Below are 15,954 nucleotides of genomic sequence, written 5' to 3' on the forward strand. Positions count from 1 at the left end.
ATGCGGAAATTTGAGGCAGAACGCGGCGTTAAGGTAAATTCGCGTGGCTTTTTGTGGTTTTCCGGCATCGGACTCGGTCAAGTTGCCGTCTGACGCCATTTGGCGATCACACGGTGATCTGCTGACCGAGCTCCACCACGCGGTTGGTCGGGATGTGGTAGAAGTCCGTCGCGTTGGCTGCCGATCGCGTGAGCGCGATGAAGAGCCGGTCCTGCCACATGGGCATGCCCGAGGTCGGGCTGGCCTTGAAGGTGCGGCGGTTCAGGAAGAAGGAGGTCGACATGATGTCGAACTTCACGCCTTGCTTGCGGCAGAGCGCCATGGCCTTCGGCACGTTGGGGCTTTCCATGTAGCCGAAGTTGAGCCGCACCCGCGTGAAGTCGTCGCTCAATGCTTCGATCTTGATGCGCTGGTCGTCGCTGAGGCGCGGCGCGGTCGCCACGTGCACGGTCAGGATGATGTTCTTGGTGTGCAGGACCGTGTTGTGCTTGAGGTTGTGCATCAAGGCGCTGGGCGCGATGTCCGGGTCGGACGTCAGGAACACGGCCGTACCGGGCACGCGCACCGGATGCGACTTTGCCAGCATCTTCACGAGGTCGAGCAGTGGAATGTTTTCCTTGTGCGACTTCTCGTAGACGATGCGCGAGCCGCGCACCCAGGTCCACATGCAGATGGCCATGCAGGCGGCCAGCGTCAGCGGCACGTAGCCACCGTCGAACACCTTGAGCATGTTGGCGCTGAGGAAGACGATTTCCATGGACAGGAAGGGCGCCACGACCAGGATCGCGACGGGCAGCGACCACTTCCAGGCCTTCCACACGACGATGAAGGCGAGGATCGAGGACATCACCATCTCGCCGGTGACCGAGATGCCGTAGGCCGAGGCCAGCGCGCTCGACGACTTGAAGAAGACCACCAGCAGCAGCACGCCGGTCAGCAGGATCCAGGTGACGCGCGGCAGATAGATCTGGCCGGCCTGCGTCTCGGAGGTGTGACGGGTCTCGAGGCGCGGCAACAGGCCAAGCTGCACCGCCTGCTGGGTCAGCGAGAAGGCGCCGGTGATCACCGCCTGGCTGGCGATGATGGTCGCCACAGTGGCCAGAATCACGAAAGGAATCCGCACCGGGCCGGGCACCATCAGGAAGAAGGGGTTGTCGACCGCATTGGGGTGCGCCAGCACCATGGCGCCCTGGCCGAGATAGTTCAGCGCCAGCGACGGGAAGACGAGGGCGAACCAGGCCAGCTGGATCGGCTTGCGGCCGAAGTGGCCCATGTCGGCGTAGAGCGCTTCGGCACCGGTGACGGCCAGGAAGACCGAGCCAATCACCACCAGCGCCAGGATGCCGTGGTCGAGGACGAAGCTGAGCGCCGATGTCGGCAGCAGCGCGTAGAGAATCGCCGGATCGTCGGTGACATGCATCAGGCCAAGGCCGGCGAGGCAAAGGAACCAGAAGGCGGTGATCGGACCGAACAGCGCGGCGACGCGCCCGGTGCCCGAGCTCTGGAAAATGAAGAGGATGACCAGGATGCCGATTGTCACCGGCACCACGAACTCCCGGAACTGCGGGGTGACGACCTCAAGGCCTTCCACAGCCGAAAGAACCGAGATTGCGGGCGTCAGCACGGCGTCGCCAAAGAACATCGAGGCGCCGAGGATGCCGACGATCACCGCAAATCCGCCTCTGGCGCCGATGGCGCCGCGCACGAGGGCGACCAGGGACAGCGTGCCGCCTTCGCCCTTGTTGTCGGCATACATCACGAACAGCACGTATTTGAGCGTCACCACCAGGGTGAGGGCCCAGATCAGCAGCGAGACGACGCCGGTCACCTCGGCGCGGGTGATGCCGTCGGTCGCCGTATGGCGCAGAGCCTCACGGAAGGCATAGAGCGGGCTTGTCCCAATGTCGCCATAAACCACGCCTATCGAACCAAGTGCCAGCGCGGTTACGCTGCTCTTGGGAAGATGGGTTTCGTGTTCGGCGGAGATGTCGCTGCCGTTCGTTTGCACCGGGCTTGCGGGCGTTGCCACGGTCGAACCATTTTCAGGGGCGTCGTTCATGCAGAACCGTCGCTGGGATCGGACGTCGATGGACGTCGGCTCGATCAAGTCGGCTGGAAATAATTGAAGCCGAGGGATTTCGCAAGTGCGTAAGCGTCAGGGGCGGGCGCTTGGCGCGGGATCGACCGGTACTTCGGTCTGGCTTTCTTGCCACCGCCACCGATAAACCATCACCTCTACAGCACCTGATACCACATCGCTCGTGGCCGCACTGTCGGCCGCACTTGGGTATTTCGCTAAAAGCGGAAGCGGCGTCCAGGCTTCGATGCTGGACGCCGCCCCTTGAGTTCTACCGTGTCAAAGCCGATCAGGCGCCGGAGGTCAGCGGCGTGATCGAGAGGCTGTCGGCGCTCTGGCTGCAGGACAGGGCAAGGCCGGCGCCTTCGCCCGAGCCGAGACGCAGGCTGTCGCCGGCGGCGACGGAGACGTCAACCGTGGCGCCGGTGCCGACGACGAAGTCCTCGCCTTCCTTCTGGGACAGGACGACGCGCACCGAGCAGGCGCCTTCCTTCTTCATGAAGTAGCCGACGGCATGCTTGGAGCCGAAATCGGCCGTGAAGCCCTGCTGGGCCAGACGGGTGACGTTGCCGGTGGTGACGGCGTCGGCGTGGGAGATGCTGAGCGGGAGGGCGGCAACAGCAGCTGCGACGGCCACGGAGGCGGCGATGAAGGAACGGAAATACATCCTAAGTCTCCAAAAAAAGCGTGCGAACGACCAACTTGGGCGCACTTGGCGAAACGCTGGGTCAGGTACAGGGACCGGGAGAAGCCCACGCGACAGGGAGGATGCGCATGGGCTTCACCGGATATCCGGATCGGCGGGGAGGGGATCGCCGGTCCGGTCTGTGGCTTTTGGGAACTTCCTCGTTCACCTTCATGATAAGTAATCGTGGCAAGCGAGCGATGATTTGGATCAAAACCATCTAACCTTTTGCCCGAATACTAATGAAGCTGCGTACGAGGAACCCCTGAATTTGCGGAGAGCAATCGTGCTTTTAATTGCTCTTCTTGCTCATGTTTATATTTCTATTTTTGTTGCATTGAAATAGAAGGAAATCCCATCTCAAACGGTTTAGATTGTACTTAATCGTTTAGCATTGGTTTGTTTCTTCTTTGATTTTCACAAAGAAAAAGTGAAATCCGCGACCGGATGGAGCTCCGGTGCAGCCTTGCAGGCAGGGCATGTAACGCAGCTACTTGCGTCGGAAAACCGTCGTTTTTGCATGCGTGGCCGTAGATTTCCGTGGACGCCGCAGCGGGCTTTGCATAATAAGCTGAAGATTGGCTGCGCTTTCAGGCACGGTCAGTTCCGGTATCTTCTCGCAGCCGATTTCCGGTATGCCGCCTTTTGACTGAAGGAATGGCGGCCCGACCTTGCGGGCAGATCGGAAATGATGAAGATCGGTTCCAGCGTCGGACGCGGGGCCTTCCAGCATTTTCGGTTCAGGTGAATGTCGCTCAATCTGGTTCTTCTGGTCGCGCTTGGAGGCGCGCTCGGGTCGGTGGCCCGCTATCTGGTCGGCGTTGCCGCCGGCAAGCTGTTTGGTGCCGATTTTCCCTGGGGCACCGTGACGGTGAACGTGCTCGGCTCCATCATCATGGGGCTGTTCATCGGCCTGCTGTCGTTGAAGTTCAACGGATCGCAGGCGTTGCGCGTCTTCTTTGCCGTCGGGATTTTGGGCGGCTTCACCACTTTGTCGTCCTTTGCGCTTGATTCCGTCACCCTTTGGGAGCGCGGGGCCTATCTTTCGGCGTCCGGTTATGTCATCGGCACGCTGATAGCGTCGATCGGCGGTCTGGTGGCCGGGCTTTGGATCGTCAGGAGTTTTGCATGAGCGACAAGGATGCGGGCGGACCGCGGGTCGATATGGTGACCGTTGCCAAGGACGAGGCCGGCATGCGCCTCGATCGCTGGTTCAAGGAACACTATCCCGGCCTTGGCTTCGGACACTTGCAGAAGCTGATCCGCTCGGGGCAGGTGCGTGTCGATGGCGGTCGCTGCAAGACGGAGTCGCGCGTGGCGCCGGGGCAGGTGGTCCGCGTGCCGCCGCTGCAATATGGCGACGCGGCCAATGGCCCGACCTATTACGATCAGGACGGCGCCCCGATGGCGCGCCCCAAGCAGGTGGCCTCGGCCAACGAAGCCGAATACCTGCGGTCGCTGCTGCTCTATGAGGACGAGCATGTGTTCGTCTTCAACAAGCCCGCCGGTCTCGCCGTGCAGGGCGGTTCGGGCATGACCCGTCATATCGACGGCATGCTGGAAGCCTTGCGCGACAAGAAGGGCGTGAAGCCGCGCCTTGTCCACCGCCTCGACCGCGAAACCTCCGGCTGCCTGCTGGTCGCCCGCTCGCGCCTTGCGGCGGCAACGCTGGCGCGTACCTTCCAGACGCGCTCGGCGCGCAAGATCTATTGGGCGCTGGTCTATTCCGTGCCCAAGCCGCCGCAGGGCAAGATTTCCACCTTCCTCAAGAAGGTGGCCGGCCCCGATGGGGACATGATGACCGTTGCCAAGCATGGTGACGAGGGTGCCATGCACGCCGTCACCTATTATTCGGTGGTCGAGAATGCCGGTGGCAAGGTGTCCTGGCTGACCATGAAGCCGACCACGGGGCGGACGCATCAGCTGCGCGTCCACTGTCAGGCCATGGGCCATCCCATCCTTGGCGATCCCCGCTATTTCGACATCGAGAACTGGGAATTGCCCGGCGGCATCCAGAATCGCCTCCACCTGCTGGCCCGCCGGCTGACCATTCCGCATCCGGCGGGCGGTCAGACGATCGACGTCACGGCGCCGCTGCCGCCGCACATGCTGCAGAGCTGGAACCTGCTTGGCTTCGAAGTTGACGAAAAGCCGGAAGAGGATCCGCGGTTCCCCGAGGATTGAGCGGAAGCGTGCAAGTTAGCGGCCGGAGATATTGGCGGGTCTGAAGATCAACCAATCGTCATTTCTGATCAGGCCATCTCAATGTACGATATGACGGCGGGGATCTCTGATTCCCGCCTTTTGTTTATCATTGAGCATTACATGAGTACCCAGTCCATTCGCACGCAGATCATTCCCTTGATTGGGCTGATCCTTATCCTCGGCTTTCTGGCGACCAATGTGGTCAGCTATCTGGTCTCCAGTCACGCCATCCGCAGTGCGCTTGTGGAGCATGAGCTGCCACTCACCGGCTCGAACATCTATTCCGAAGTTCAGACCGATCTTGTGCGGCCGATCCTGGTCTCCTCGCTCATGGCCAACGACACCTTCGTGCTCGACTGGCTCGCCGGAGGGGAGAAGGACGCAGACGCCATCACCCGTTATCTGAAGCGCATTCGCGAGGAGTACGGGGCCTTCACCAGCTTTCTGATCTCCCGCTCGTCACAGGTCTACTATCACTTCGAAGCGGCGCCGCGCCTGGTCGATCCGAAGGATCCCACCGACGCCTGGTTCTTCCGCCTGATCGACGACACCAAGCCCTACGAGATCAATGTCGATGTCAACAAGGCGCAGAACAACGCTGTCACGGTGTTCATCAACTACCGTGTCGTCGATGCCGAGGGCAAACTGCTTGCCGTCACTGGCGTAGGTCTCGACTTCTCCGCGGTCAGCAACATTGTCGCCCGCTATCGCAGCGAGTTCGATCGCAACATCTATTTCGTCGACGGCAAGGGCAACATCGTCGTCGCCACGGCCGTCGAGACGCCGGTCGGCTCCAACATCGCGACATCGGAGGGGCTCTCCGGCATAGCCTCGCAGATCCTGTCCGAAGACCATGGCGACTATTCGTTCAGCCGCGCAGGTCACACCGTCTTGCTGTCGCAGCGGCTCATCCCCGACCTCGGCTGGCGTGTATTTGTGGAGCAGGACGAGGGGACCGCACTGAGGCCGCTGTGGTTGGGCTTCCTCACAAATCTTGGCATCGGCCTCGCCATCATCGCTGCCACCGTGGTGGTCGTCGCGTTGGCCTTCGGGGTCTATCAGCGTCGGCTTGAACAGCTCGTCTTCACCGACCGGCTCACCGGCATCGGCAACCGGCGACAGATGGAAACCGAGCTGGATGCCGTCGCAGCTCATCGCGATCTCCTCAAGAATCCCGTCAGCCTGATCACGCTGGATCTCTTGCGCTTTCATGAAATCAACGAAACCTACGGCCACCCCCGGGGAGATCAGGTGCTGCGCCATGTGGGCCAGCTGCTCCAGGAACTGGCTACCGACGCTCTGGTCGTGAGCCGAATGGGCGGCGACGAGTTCGCCATCCTCTGGGACGGTCCGCTGACGAGTGCGGAGCGCTTTGCCGGGCGGTTGCTCAAAGTGGTCATCGAGGATCGGTTCCTCGATCCCGATGGCGAGCTGCGTCTGCATGCCTGCCTTGGCGTCGCAGGGCTGATGCCCGGTGATGGCCGCTCCGGCGTCATCGATCGGACTGCTCGCGCCTTGCGCCGCGCGAAAGACAGCGGCGGCGATCGCGTCGTTTCTCTGTGAGAGAGCGATTTGGCGCTCCGAAATCTCTGCACTTCTGGTCCGGCGATGCCTTTTGTCGCACCCCGACCCAAACGGGTTGCGTGCTAGAAGAAGCGCATGGGGGACGCGGAGTATGAACCGGCGGGGAGGGGGTATCATCGCCGATTGTTCAGGCTTCAGCTTAGAATAGCGGAGGATTTCTTCAATGAGAGCTATGTTTGCCGCGCTTGTCGCCGGCGCCTTGACCCTGTTCACCGGTGCGGCCGAGGCTCACGGTCCCACCCGTCAGAAGGTGGAGATCACCATCGACGTGGCCGCTCCCGCTGCCAAGACCTGGGCGGTGGTGTCCAACTTCCAGGATCTCAGCTGGCTCGCGCCGGTCACCAAGCTTGAGGGCACTGGCGGCAGCGACATCGGAGCCGAGCGCACGCTGACGCTGGCCAATGGCGAGGTCGTCAAGGAGAAGCTCGAGAAGTTCGATCCCACCAAGATGATGCTGTTCTATCGGATGGACGGCGACAACATCAAGGCGCTGCCGGTCACCAACTATTCCTCGCGCCTGACGGTCAAGTCGGTGGACGACACCCATTCCACCATCACATGGTGGGGTGCCTTCTATCGCGGCTTCCCCAACAACGATCCGCCGCCGGAGCTGTCCGACGCCGCTGCGATCAAGGCGGTGACCGATCTCTACAATCTCGGCCTTGGCGCCCTCAAGACCAAGATCGAAAGCGGCAAGTAATGGCGCACCGCCTTGTCGGAGCGATCATGGGAGCGCTGCTGTCCGGCAGCGCTCTTTGCGCTCTCGGGGGCTCGTTTGCATGGGCGGACGAGGCCTTCGTCACCAATCAGGAGAGCGACGACGTCTCCGTCGTCGATCTTGAAACGACCAAGGTGGTCGCCACCATCGCCGTCGGCGGCAAGCCGGCCGGCGTATCGGTCGCCCCTGATGGCAAGCGGGTCTATGTCACCAGCCCCGACGGCAAGTATGTCTCCATCCTGGACGCCGCTGGCCGCAGCCTTCTCAAGAAGATCGACGTGGCCGGCGGCCCGGTCGGTGTGATCGTCTCGCCCGATTCCGCCCGTGTCTATGTTGCCGACTGGTACAATGCGCGTGTGCTGGTGCTCGACGCCGCCAGGATGGAGATCGTGAGCGAGGTCAAGGTTGGCGCGTCGCCGGCCGGCATGGCCATCACGCCGGATGGCAAGACGCTCTATGTCTGCGACCGCGACGATGATCAGTTGTCGGTGATCGACACCACAAACCTGACCCGCACCGCGACCGTCAAGGTCGGCAGTCATCCCTTCGTGGTGGTGTTCAGTCCGGACGGCAAGTACCTGCTGACCGCCAACGTCATGTCCGACGACCTGTCGCTGGTCGATGTGGCCAGCCTCAAGGAGGTCAAGCGCATCCCCACCGGTTCGACGCCCTACGGGATTGCCTTTGCCGCCGGCAAGGGCTTCGTCACCGCCCAGCATGCGGACCAACTGACCGTCTTCGACGTCGCCACCTATACCCCGACGGGCAGCATCGACACGCCGACCTTTCCCGAGTCGATTGCCACCTCGGCGGACGGGCGCAAAGTCTGGGTGACCAGCTGGGGGGATGATCTGCTGGTTTCCTTTGACGCCGAAACCGGGAAGGAAGTGGACGAGGTTGCTGTCGGCAAGAGCCCCAGGGGCGACGGGAACTTCATTCGGCATACCTCCCATGCGGATTAGGTACCGAAAACTCAATTATTAACTTTGTTCATTTGCGCTTTGGCATCACTTGGCTGCGACATTTGGGGTTATGCAAAAAGGGCCCGAGATGTCGCAGCAATCGCCTTTGTCCGTCCTGACGCCGACCTTGGAACTGCACCGATGGCAGGAGTTCCTTGACCGGGCAGTGGAGCTCGACTGGAAGGGACGCATCGACGAGGCGGTTCAGGCTGCCGAAGCGGGCTATCAGGCGGCGCTCGAAAGCGGCGAGGTGGTCGGTGCCGTCTTAGCCTCGCATCGTCTTGGCCTGCTCAACTTCAATCGTGAAACGTTGGCCGAGGGGCTGCAGGTCTGCCTCAGGGCCGAGACCTGGACCAAGTTCTGTCCCGATGAGGGCGCCGTGTTGTCGCTGCGCTCGGTGCATGGCGGCATTCTCGTTGCGCTCGGTGATATCGCTGGCGGCATGGAGATGCTGGTCGACTGCTTGCAGCGGTCGCGCCGCTGCCCCGAAGCGCTGGCGGTCTGGCGCGTGCAGACGGCATATGCCGTTGCCCTGTTCGACATCATGGACTTCGATGGTGCCGCTACGGCTGCCGGCGAAGCGCTCGCCTATGCCGAAGTGAACGGGCTGTTGCAGGACTATCTGCTCATTGCGCGCTGCATTGCCGGCCGTATGGCGGCGCGGGCGCTCGCCGAGCGCAAGCTTGCCGGCCTTGAGATTGACCAGGCGCTGTTCGAGGTGACCGAGAGCATCCAGACTCAGGTCCTCACCATTGGATTGAAGTCCGACTTTGCCTACGAAGTCGCCGAGGCAAACTGCTGTCTCGGCATGCTGGCCTGGGTCCGCGGCGATGATGCCGGTGCGACGGCCCGCTATACCGCCGCCCTGATGAAGGCACGGGACGTTGAAGACAGCGGGTTGATCGGTCTGGAGACCTCCTACTGGTACGCCTATCTTCTCGCCGGCCAGGGCGATTATGCGGGGGCGGTCAGCCTTCTCGACGGGGTCGAGGAAACGGTCGCTCAGCAACAGTCGTCGCGCGTGCCGTTGCGCTACTATGGAGTGCGCTATCGTATCGCTGAAAGGGGCGAGGATTGGGCTTCGGCCTTTCGCTATCTCAAGCTCTACCACGGCCAAGTCGTCGCCGATCACGCGCGCCTCTCGTCGGCGCGTGCGTATACGATGAAGATCTCGCTCGACCTTGAGAATCTTCGGCAAAAGCAGGACAGCGCCCGGCTCGAGCGCGATCGGCTGCTGGAGGAAAACCTGCGCCTCGCTGCCGAGCGCCAGGCGTCGGACCTTGCAGCGCGGACGGATCCCTTGACCGGCCTGGGCAATCGCCGCGAGTTGCGGTTCCAGTGCGAGGCTCTGAAAGCCGCCGGCGTCGAGCACGCGACGCTGATGCTGGTCGATCTCGACCATTTCAAGCGCATCAACGACGTCTTTTCCCATGCCGTTGGCGACAATGTGCTGAAAGCGGTCGCCCGCTGTCTCGAAGCGATCCAGCTGGACGGTGCGCTGTGCTTCCGCATGGGCGGCGAGGAGTTTCTCGTCGTCGCTCCGCAGGTGACGGCTTGCGTCGCCCTTGGCGCCGCCGAAGGCCTTCGTCTGGCTGTCCAGGCCCACGATTGGCGCCAGGTCGCAGCCGGTCTCGACGTCACCTGTTCGATCGGTGTGGCCGACTGGCGCCTGGCCGACGACTTCGAGAGCGCTTTGCATGCCGCGGACGTGCGGCTCTATTCGGCCAAGAACGCCGGTCGCAATCGCTGCGTCCTCACGGTGTAAGTGTCTGGGGCCGTTGAGCGGTCTGCGAGAAGCGGGTTGCCTCCACGGCAATCGTCTGCCAAAGCGAGACCTTGCGCAGAGTGACCGGGCAGGGCGTTGCACGCCCGATCGGTTGTCGCCACCGCTGGCGCTCTGCTGCCTGGGAGTTTCTGCATGACGTCCGCCGCCCTGTCCGCGTCCCTTGAAGGCTTCTTTCTCGGTGCCAGCCTGATCATTGCCATTGGCGCCCAGAATGCCTTCGTGCTGCGCCAGGGGCTGGTGGGGCGGCATGTGGGACCGATCGTGGCGATCTGCGCCCTCAGTGATGCAGCGTTGATCTCCGCCGGCGCAGCCGGCATGGGCTCGCTGGTCAATGCGCTGTCCTGGCTGTTCGTCGGTCTCGCCTTCGCCGGCGCCGCCTTTCTTGCCTGGTATGGGCTGAGCGCCGCTCGTCGCGCGCTCCATCCGGCCAGCCTGGAGGCGGCCAAGGGCGAGGAGCTGACGCTGAAGGCGGCGGTCCTGCTGGTCCTCGCACTCACCTGGGGCAACCCGCATGTCTATCTCGACACGGTGGTGCTGCTCGGCGGCATCTCCGGGCGCTATCCGGTGGAGACGCGCGTCTTCTTCGCCGGCGGCGCCATGCTGGCCTCCTGCGTCTGGTTTGCCGCGCTGGGTTATGGCGCGCGCCTGTTGCAGCCGGTGTTCCGCAAGCCCGCCGCCTGGCGGGTGCTCGACGCCATCATCGCGCTGGTGATGCTGTCGCTTGCCCTCAAGCTGGCGCTCGAGGGCTGGGCGCGGCTAGGCTGACGCTCGTCCGTCAGCCGACCTTGGTCCAGACACCGTCGGCTGCCGACGATCGCACGGCGGCATCGAGGAACTGCATGCCCTTGAGCCCGTCCTCCACCGTCGGGAAGGTCACCTCCGCATCAAGCGGCGTGCCGTCCTTGGCGGCGCGGATCGCGCGGGCGGCCTCCTGGTAGATGGTGGCGAAGCCTTCGAGATAACCTTCCGGATGGCCGAAGGGCACGCGGCTGACGCGCGTGGCGGCCGGACCGGCGCCGGCGCCGGCGCGGGTGATCAGGCGCTTCTCGCCGCCGAGCGGGCTGTACCACAGATAGTTGGGGTCTTCCTGCCGCCATTCGAGCGCGCCCTTGTCGCCGTAGACGCGCAGGCTGAGATTGTTCTCGTTGCCCACGGCCACCTGGCTTGCCCAGAGCATGCCCTTGGCGCCACCCTGGTAGCGCAGGAGGATGGCCACATTGTCGTCGAGGACGCGACCTTCGACGAAGCTCGTCAGGTCGGCGGAGACGCTGTCGAGTTCCAGCCCGGTCACGAAGGCGGCCAGATTGAAGGCGTGGGTGCCGATGTCGCCGATGGCGCCGCCTGAGCCCGAGCGGTTGGGATCGACGCGCCATTCGGCCTGCTTTGACCCGGTGTCCTCCACCTTGGTGGCCAGCCATCCCTGCGCATATTCGGCCTGTACCACACGGATGGTGCCGATGGCTCCGGCGGCGACCATTTCGCGCGCCTGCCGCACCATGGGATAGCCGGTGTAATTGTGGGTCAGCACGAAGACCTTGCCGGTGGCCCTGGCGAGCTCGGCCAGCGCCACGGCGTCTTCCACCTTGTGCGTCAGCGGCTTGTCGCAGATCACCGCAATGCCGCATTCCAGGAAGGCCTTGGCCACCGGGTAGTGCAGATGGTTGGGCGTGACGATGGCGACAGCGTCGATGCCGTCCTTGCGGGTGGACTCGGCCTTGGCCATGCCCTCGAAGGAGGTATAGGCCCGGTCGGGCGCAATGCCGAGGTCGAGCGCCGACAGGCGGGCGCGTTCCGGATCGGACGACAGGGCGCCCGCCGCCAGGACCCAGTCGCCGTCGAGGCGGGCGGCAATGCGGTGCACGGCGCCGATGAAGGCCCCCTGGCCGCCTCCCACCATGCCAAGGCGGAGCGGGCGGGCGGCGCTGTCCTTCGAAGCTTCGATCGTCATGGCGTCAAGTCCCTGATCTCAATTGGTGATGCCGAGCATGCGGCGGTTGGCGGCCTCGTCGGTGCCGCCGGATGCGAAGTCGTCGAAGGCCTTTTCGGTGACGCGGATGATGTGGCTGTCGATGAACTGAGCCCCTTCGCGCGCGCCGTCTTCAGGATGCTTGAGGCAGCATTCCCATTCCAGCACGGCCCAGCCCTCGAAGTCATATTGCGTCAGTTTGGAGAAGATGGCGGAGAAATCCACCTGTCCGTCGCCCAGCGACCGGAAGCGGCCGGCGCGGTTCACCCAGGACTGGTAGCCGCCATAGACGCCCTGCCGTCCCGTCGGGTTGAACTCGGCATCCTTGACGTGGAACATCTTGATCCGCTCGTGGTAGATGTCGATATTGTCAAGATAATCAAGGCATTGCAGCACATAGTGCGAGGGATCGTAGAGCATGTTGGCGCGCGGATGCTGCTTCACCGCGTCCAGGAACATCTCAAAGCTCACGCCGTCGTGCAGGTCCTCGCCGGGATGGATCTCATAGCAGAGGTCGACGCCGTTTTCCTCATAGGCATTGAGGATGGGCGTCCAGCGCTTGGCCAGCTCGGCGAAGGCCGTCTCGATCAGGCCGGCCGGGCGCTGCGGCCAGGGATAGACATAGGGCCAGGCGAGCGCCCCGGAGAAGGTGGCGGCGGCCTTGAGGCCGAGGTTGCGCGAGGCGCGGGCCGCGCGGATCACCTGATCGGTCGCCCAGGCCTGCCGCGCTACCGGATTGCCGTGCACCTGCGGCGGCGCAAAGCCGTCAAAGGCGGCATCATAGGCGGGGTGGACGGCCACCAGCTGTCCCTGCAGATGGGTCGACAGCTCGGTGATCACGATGCCATGGCGGGCGGCGATGCCGGTGATCTCGTCGCAATAGGTGCGCGATTCGGAGGCCTTGACGAGGTCGATGAAGCGGCTGTCCCAGGAGGGGATCTGCACACCCTTGAAGCCGAGCGAGGCCGCCCAGGCGCAGATGTGGTCCAATGAGTCGAAGGGTGGCGCGTCGCCGGCAAACTGGGCGAGAAAAATGGCAGGGCCCTTGATGGTCCGCATGGTGCTGATCCTCCCTTTGATCCGGCTGTGGCAAACCTCCCTGCCGCCCGGCAGCGCGAGCTAATCAGAAAATCGGTTCAAGAGGAAGGGTCCGCAGAGCTAAAGCCGCGCGGTTGGGAAGGATAAATGGTACAGTAAACTCTGAAAATATCACTTTTTGCTCCAGACATTGTGAACCTTATGCAACTCTGATACCCAGAAGGTTACGCGATCTTTAGTATTATTTCCAAGATTGTTCGCGAGCTCGTAGAATCCGGCTCCTGGTTCCATATCACCTTCTTTGTGAACAACGATAACACTCAGCATTCCTCTGCCGCTATTGTGTTCTTCCGTGGAAATTTCCCCAAGTAATTTTGCTAGATGGTGTGAATTTGGCGCGACTTTTATGGATTTTATTTGTGACGCTAAATCGGAATACGTAATCATTCCGAGTGTCTCTGCCTTTCTAATCATAGCGTCTCTCGCTTGGGTCTTAGCTTCGTCCCATTCTTTCTGTGTGAAATTGCCCGCCATGATTTTATACTCCATCCAAAATTAGTAAGTTACTGTGGTTCCTGGCAATTGTATCTTCAAGGGTGAAAATGGCAAGCCAATGCAATGCGGGGGTGTGGGGCTCTGTCCACATCGGTCCATAGAAAGAAAAACCCGGCCGCGGGGTTGCGCGGCCGGGTCGAAGTTCATCTCAGGCGTGCCGGATCAAGTCCGCTCATTCCTCGCGCGGCTGGGCGAGGCGCATGTCGAGATATTCGGCGCAGGTGTCGATCAGCGGATCGACCTTCTGGTCGAAGAAGTGGTTGGCGCCTTCGATCAGCTTGTGATCGATGACGATGCCCTTCTGCGCCTTGAGCTTGTCGACGAGGCCCTGCACGTCCTTCTGCGGCACGACCTTGTCCACGTCGCCGTTGACGATCAGGCCGGAGGAAGGGCAGGGGGCCAGGAAGGAGAAGTCATAGAGATTGGCCGGCGGAGCGATCGAGATGAAGCCCTCGATCTCAGGGCGGCGCATCAGCAGCTGCATGCCGATCCAGGCGCCGAAGGAGAAGCCGGCCACCCAGCAGAACCTGGCTTCGGGGTGGATGGTCTGCACCCAGTCCAGCGCCGAGGCGGCATCCGACAGCTCGCCGGCACCATGGTCGAACTGACCCTGGCTGCGGCCGACGCCACGGAAATTGAACCGCAGCACGGCAAAGCCACGCTCCTTGAACATGTAGAACAGGCGGTAGACCACCTGATTGTTCATGGTGCCGCCGAAGGACGGATGCGGATGCAGGATCATGGCGATCGGCGCATTGCGGGTTTTGGCCGGCTGATACCGTCCCTCGATACGCCCTGCGGGGCCGTTGAAGATCACTTCAGGCATCGGTTCCTCGAATGGCATCGGCCGGGTCAAGCAGGGCCTTGGGCTTCAACACAAAAGTTGAGGCAAAAGATCATCTATCTTGACCTACGGGCGAATACGTCCTAAGTTTAGAAATGTTCAAAACTGCAGAGGCTGTATATGCCTCGCTTGTCTGAACGTCTGCACTGGACCGTCTAGCTGCGTTCCGTCAAGAAAAATCGAACACCCGCATGTGTCATCGTTCGAATTGGTTGACTTGAAGGCCCTCGTTTGCGGGAATTCGGCCAATAGGCTAAGGAACTGACACTGCAGGTCCAGGTTGGATCAGGGACAGAGAGCTGGACGCTCACATGACAAACACCGCGCGCATCTATTTTGATTGGAACGCTGGAGCCCCCGTGAGGGGTTCTGCGCTCGCGCGCTTTGTCGAAGTCGCGGGCCGGCCGGGCAATGCTTCCTCCGTGCACAGCGAAGGGCGCCAGGCCAAGGCCGTTCTCGAACAGGCACGGCGCTCCGTTGCGCGCCTGGTGACGGGCGACGCCAAGGGCGTCACCTTCTGCTCGGGCGGCACCGAAGCTGCCAACACCGTTCTGACGCCCGACTGGACGCTGTTCGGCAAGCCGTATCGTCTCGATCGTCTCGTCGTCTCCGCCGTCGAACACCCGGCGGTGGCGCGCGGCGGGCGCTTTGCCGCCGACCGGATCGACGTGCTGCCGGTGAACGCCGACGGGATCGTCGACTGTGCCTGGCTGGAGGCCCATCTTGCCGCGCTGGCTGCGCGGGGCGAGCGGGCGCTTGTGTCTGTGATGCTGGCCAACAACGAGACCGGTGTCATCGAACCGCTGGCCGATGTGGTGCGCATCGCACGCGCCCATGGCGCCGTGGTGCACACCGATGCGGTGCAGGCCGCCGGCAAGATTGCCATCGACATCAACGCGCTGGGCGTCGACGTGCTGACGCTGTCGGCACACAAGATCGGCGGCGTGCAGGGGGCGGGCGCCATCGTGCGCGGCCAGAACGGCTTTGCCTTCGCGCCGCTGCTCACTGGCGGCGGTCAGGAGCTTTGGGGCCGTGCCGGCACCGAGAATGTTGCCGCGATTGCCGCCTTCGGCGTTGCCGCCGATGAGGCGCTGACCGAGCTTGGCGACGAGGCCGAAGTCGCGCGCAAGCGGGACTCGATTGCCGTCCTGCTGCGTGCGCTGCTGCCCTCGGTGCAGATCTTCGGAGAAGCCGCACCGCGGCTTGGCAATACGCTCGCCTTCGCCGTCCCCGGCACCGCGGCCGAGACGCTGGTGATCGCCTTCGATCTCAACGGCGTGGCGCTGTCGTCCGGCTCGGCCTGTTCGTCGGGCAAGGTCACGGCCAGCCCGGTGTTGAAGGCCATGGGCGTGGCGCCGGAGCTGCTGAAAGCCGGATTGAGGATTTCGATCGGTTCTGCGACCACGGAAGATGAAATCCAGCGCTTCAATGTGATCTGCCGCAAGGTATTCGGCGCTATCATGAAAGAACATGGGTCCTGTGCAGCCTAAGCACCTGCACACGGGCGAAAAAGAGACTAGATTGGATGTGTTCC

The 15,954-nt window shown here is 62.7% G+C and carries 14 protein-coding genes; 8 read left to right on the forward strand and 6 right to left on the reverse strand.

What is annotated here, in order from left to right:
- Positions 1–106 precede the first annotated feature (106 nt).
- Together L2I41_RS00125 and L2I41_RS00130 are read right to left on the reverse strand one after the other, a co-directional pair.
- Entirely contained in the window at positions 107–2,059 is a 1,953-nt protein-coding gene (locus tag L2I41_RS00125) for a potassium transporter Kup (RefSeq protein ID WP_237151463.1), read from the reverse strand.
- A gap of 307 nt (positions 2,060–2,366) precedes the next feature.
- Positions 2,367–2,744 (reverse strand): hypothetical protein, encoded by a 378-nt coding sequence (locus L2I41_RS00130; RefSeq protein ID WP_237151464.1) that lies wholly within the window; start codon positions 2,742–2,744, stop codon positions 2,367–2,369.
- Positions 2,745–3,510: 766 nt separating this feature from the next.
- Here L2I41_RS00130 and crcB point away from each other — a divergent pair.
- From crcB to L2I41_RS00165, 7 genes are all read left to right on the forward strand, one after another.
- On the forward strand, positions 3,511–3,894 hold the full coding sequence (gene crcB, locus L2I41_RS00135) for a fluoride efflux transporter CrcB (RefSeq protein WP_237151465.1): 384 nt from the start codon (positions 3,511–3,513) through the stop codon (positions 3,892–3,894).
- Positions 3,891–4,946: an RluA family pseudouridine synthase gene (locus tag L2I41_RS00140; protein ID WP_237151466.1), complete on the forward strand. Its 1,056-nt coding sequence runs from the start codon at positions 3,891–3,893 to the stop codon at positions 4,944–4,946. Before crcB ends, L2I41_RS00140 begins: the two co-directional genes overlap by 4 nt.
- Positions 4,947–5,087: 141 nt before the next feature.
- The gene (locus L2I41_RS00145; protein ID WP_237151467.1) at positions 5,088–6,530 is read left to right on the forward strand and encodes a sensor domain-containing diguanylate cyclase; all 1,443 of its coding nucleotides are present in this window, start codon (positions 5,088–5,090) and stop codon (positions 6,528–6,530) included.
- Positions 6,531–6,714: 184 nt separating this feature from the next.
- A complete protein-coding gene (locus tag L2I41_RS00150) occupies positions 6,715–7,251 on the forward strand; it encodes an SRPBCC family protein (RefSeq protein ID WP_237151468.1) in 537 nt (178 codons plus the stop codon).
- A 26-nt stretch (positions 7,252–7,277) separates the two neighbouring features.
- The gene (locus L2I41_RS00155) at positions 7,278–8,231 is read left to right on the forward strand and encodes a YVTN family beta-propeller repeat protein (RefSeq protein ID WP_237151469.1); all 954 of its coding nucleotides are present in this window, start codon (positions 7,278–7,280) and stop codon (positions 8,229–8,231) included.
- A gap of 88 nt (positions 8,232–8,319) precedes the next feature.
- The gene (locus tag L2I41_RS00160) at positions 8,320–9,996 is read left to right on the forward strand and encodes a GGDEF domain-containing protein (protein ID WP_237151470.1); all 1,677 of its coding nucleotides are present in this window, start codon (positions 8,320–8,322) and stop codon (positions 9,994–9,996) included.
- 153 nt (positions 9,997–10,149) lie between these two features.
- A complete protein-coding gene (locus tag L2I41_RS00165) occupies positions 10,150–10,782 on the forward strand; it encodes a LysE/ArgO family amino acid transporter (RefSeq protein ID WP_237151471.1) in 633 nt (210 codons plus the stop codon).
- Positions 10,783–10,792: 10 nt separating this feature from the next.
- Here the strand turns inward: L2I41_RS00165 and L2I41_RS00170 are convergent, their stop codons facing one another.
- From L2I41_RS00170 to L2I41_RS00185, 4 genes are all read right to left on the reverse strand, one after another.
- Complete coding sequence (locus L2I41_RS00170; RefSeq protein ID WP_237151472.1) at positions 10,793–11,965, reverse strand: Gfo/Idh/MocA family protein; 1,173 nt, start codon at positions 11,963–11,965, stop codon at positions 10,793–10,795.
- Between the two features lie 18 nt (positions 11,966–11,983).
- Entirely contained in the window at positions 11,984–13,042 is a 1,059-nt protein-coding gene (locus tag L2I41_RS00175) for a sugar phosphate isomerase/epimerase family protein (protein WP_237151473.1), read from the reverse strand.
- A 150-nt stretch (positions 13,043–13,192) separates the two neighbouring features.
- On the reverse strand, positions 13,193–13,555 hold the full coding sequence (locus L2I41_RS00180; protein WP_237151474.1) for a hypothetical protein: 363 nt from the start codon (positions 13,553–13,555) through the stop codon (positions 13,193–13,195).
- A gap of 193 nt (positions 13,556–13,748) precedes the next feature.
- A complete protein-coding gene (locus L2I41_RS00185) occupies positions 13,749–14,402 on the reverse strand; it encodes an alpha/beta hydrolase (RefSeq protein ID WP_237151475.1) in 654 nt (217 codons plus the stop codon).
- Between the two features lie 377 nt (positions 14,403–14,779).
- On the opposite strand from L2I41_RS00185, the gene L2I41_RS00190 reads away from it, so the two are divergent.
- Positions 14,780–15,910 carry a cysteine desulfurase family protein gene (locus L2I41_RS00190; RefSeq protein WP_237151476.1) on the forward strand — a complete coding sequence of 377 codons (1,131 nt, stop codon included), beginning with the start codon at positions 14,780–14,782 and terminating at the stop codon, positions 15,908–15,910.
- Positions 15,911–15,954: the final 44 nt, after the last annotated feature.

Origin of the sequence: Oryzibacter oryziterrae, from assembly GCF_021864535.1 — a bacterium.
GTDB classification, from domain to species: domain Bacteria; phylum Pseudomonadota; class Alphaproteobacteria; order Rhizobiales; family Pleomorphomonadaceae; genus Pleomorphomonas; species Pleomorphomonas oryziterrae.

What these genes read in the sequence shown, in the direction of transcription:
- L2I41_RS00125 (WP_237151463.1), bottom strand. Translation starts at nt 2,059, where the DNA reads ATGAACGACGCCCCTGAAAATGGTTCGACCGTGGCAACGCCCGCAAGC.
- L2I41_RS00130 (WP_237151464.1), bottom strand. Translation starts at nt 2,744, where the DNA reads ATGTATTTCCGTTCCTTCATCGCCGCCTCCGTGGCCGTCGCAGCTGCT.
- crcB (WP_237151465.1), top strand. Translation starts at nt 3,511, where the DNA reads ATGTCGCTCAATCTGGTTCTTCTGGTCGCGCTTGGAGGCGCGCTCGGG.
- L2I41_RS00140 (WP_237151466.1), top strand. Translation starts at nt 3,891, where the DNA reads ATGAGCGACAAGGATGCGGGCGGACCGCGGGTCGATATGGTGACCGTT.
- L2I41_RS00145 (WP_237151467.1), top strand. Translation starts at nt 5,088, where the DNA reads ATGAGTACCCAGTCCATTCGCACGCAGATCATTCCCTTGATTGGGCTG.
- L2I41_RS00150 (WP_237151468.1), top strand. Translation starts at nt 6,715, where the DNA reads ATGAGAGCTATGTTTGCCGCGCTTGTCGCCGGCGCCTTGACCCTGTTC.
- L2I41_RS00155 (WP_237151469.1), top strand. Translation starts at nt 7,278, where the DNA reads ATGGGAGCGCTGCTGTCCGGCAGCGCTCTTTGCGCTCTCGGGGGCTCG.
- L2I41_RS00160 (WP_237151470.1), top strand. Translation starts at nt 8,320, where the DNA reads ATGTCGCAGCAATCGCCTTTGTCCGTCCTGACGCCGACCTTGGAACTG.
- L2I41_RS00165 (WP_237151471.1), top strand. Translation starts at nt 10,150, where the DNA reads ATGACGTCCGCCGCCCTGTCCGCGTCCCTTGAAGGCTTCTTTCTCGGT.
- L2I41_RS00170 (WP_237151472.1), bottom strand. Translation starts at nt 11,965, where the DNA reads ATGACGATCGAAGCTTCGAAGGACAGCGCCGCCCGCCCGCTCCGCCTT.
- L2I41_RS00175 (WP_237151473.1), bottom strand. Translation starts at nt 13,042, where the DNA reads ATGCGGACCATCAAGGGCCCTGCCATTTTTCTCGCCCAGTTTGCCGGC.
- L2I41_RS00180 (WP_237151474.1), bottom strand. Translation starts at nt 13,555, where the DNA reads ATGGCGGGCAATTTCACACAGAAAGAATGGGACGAAGCTAAGACCCAA.
- L2I41_RS00185 (WP_237151475.1), bottom strand. Translation starts at nt 14,402, where the DNA reads ATGCCTGAAGTGATCTTCAACGGCCCCGCAGGGCGTATCGAGGGACGG.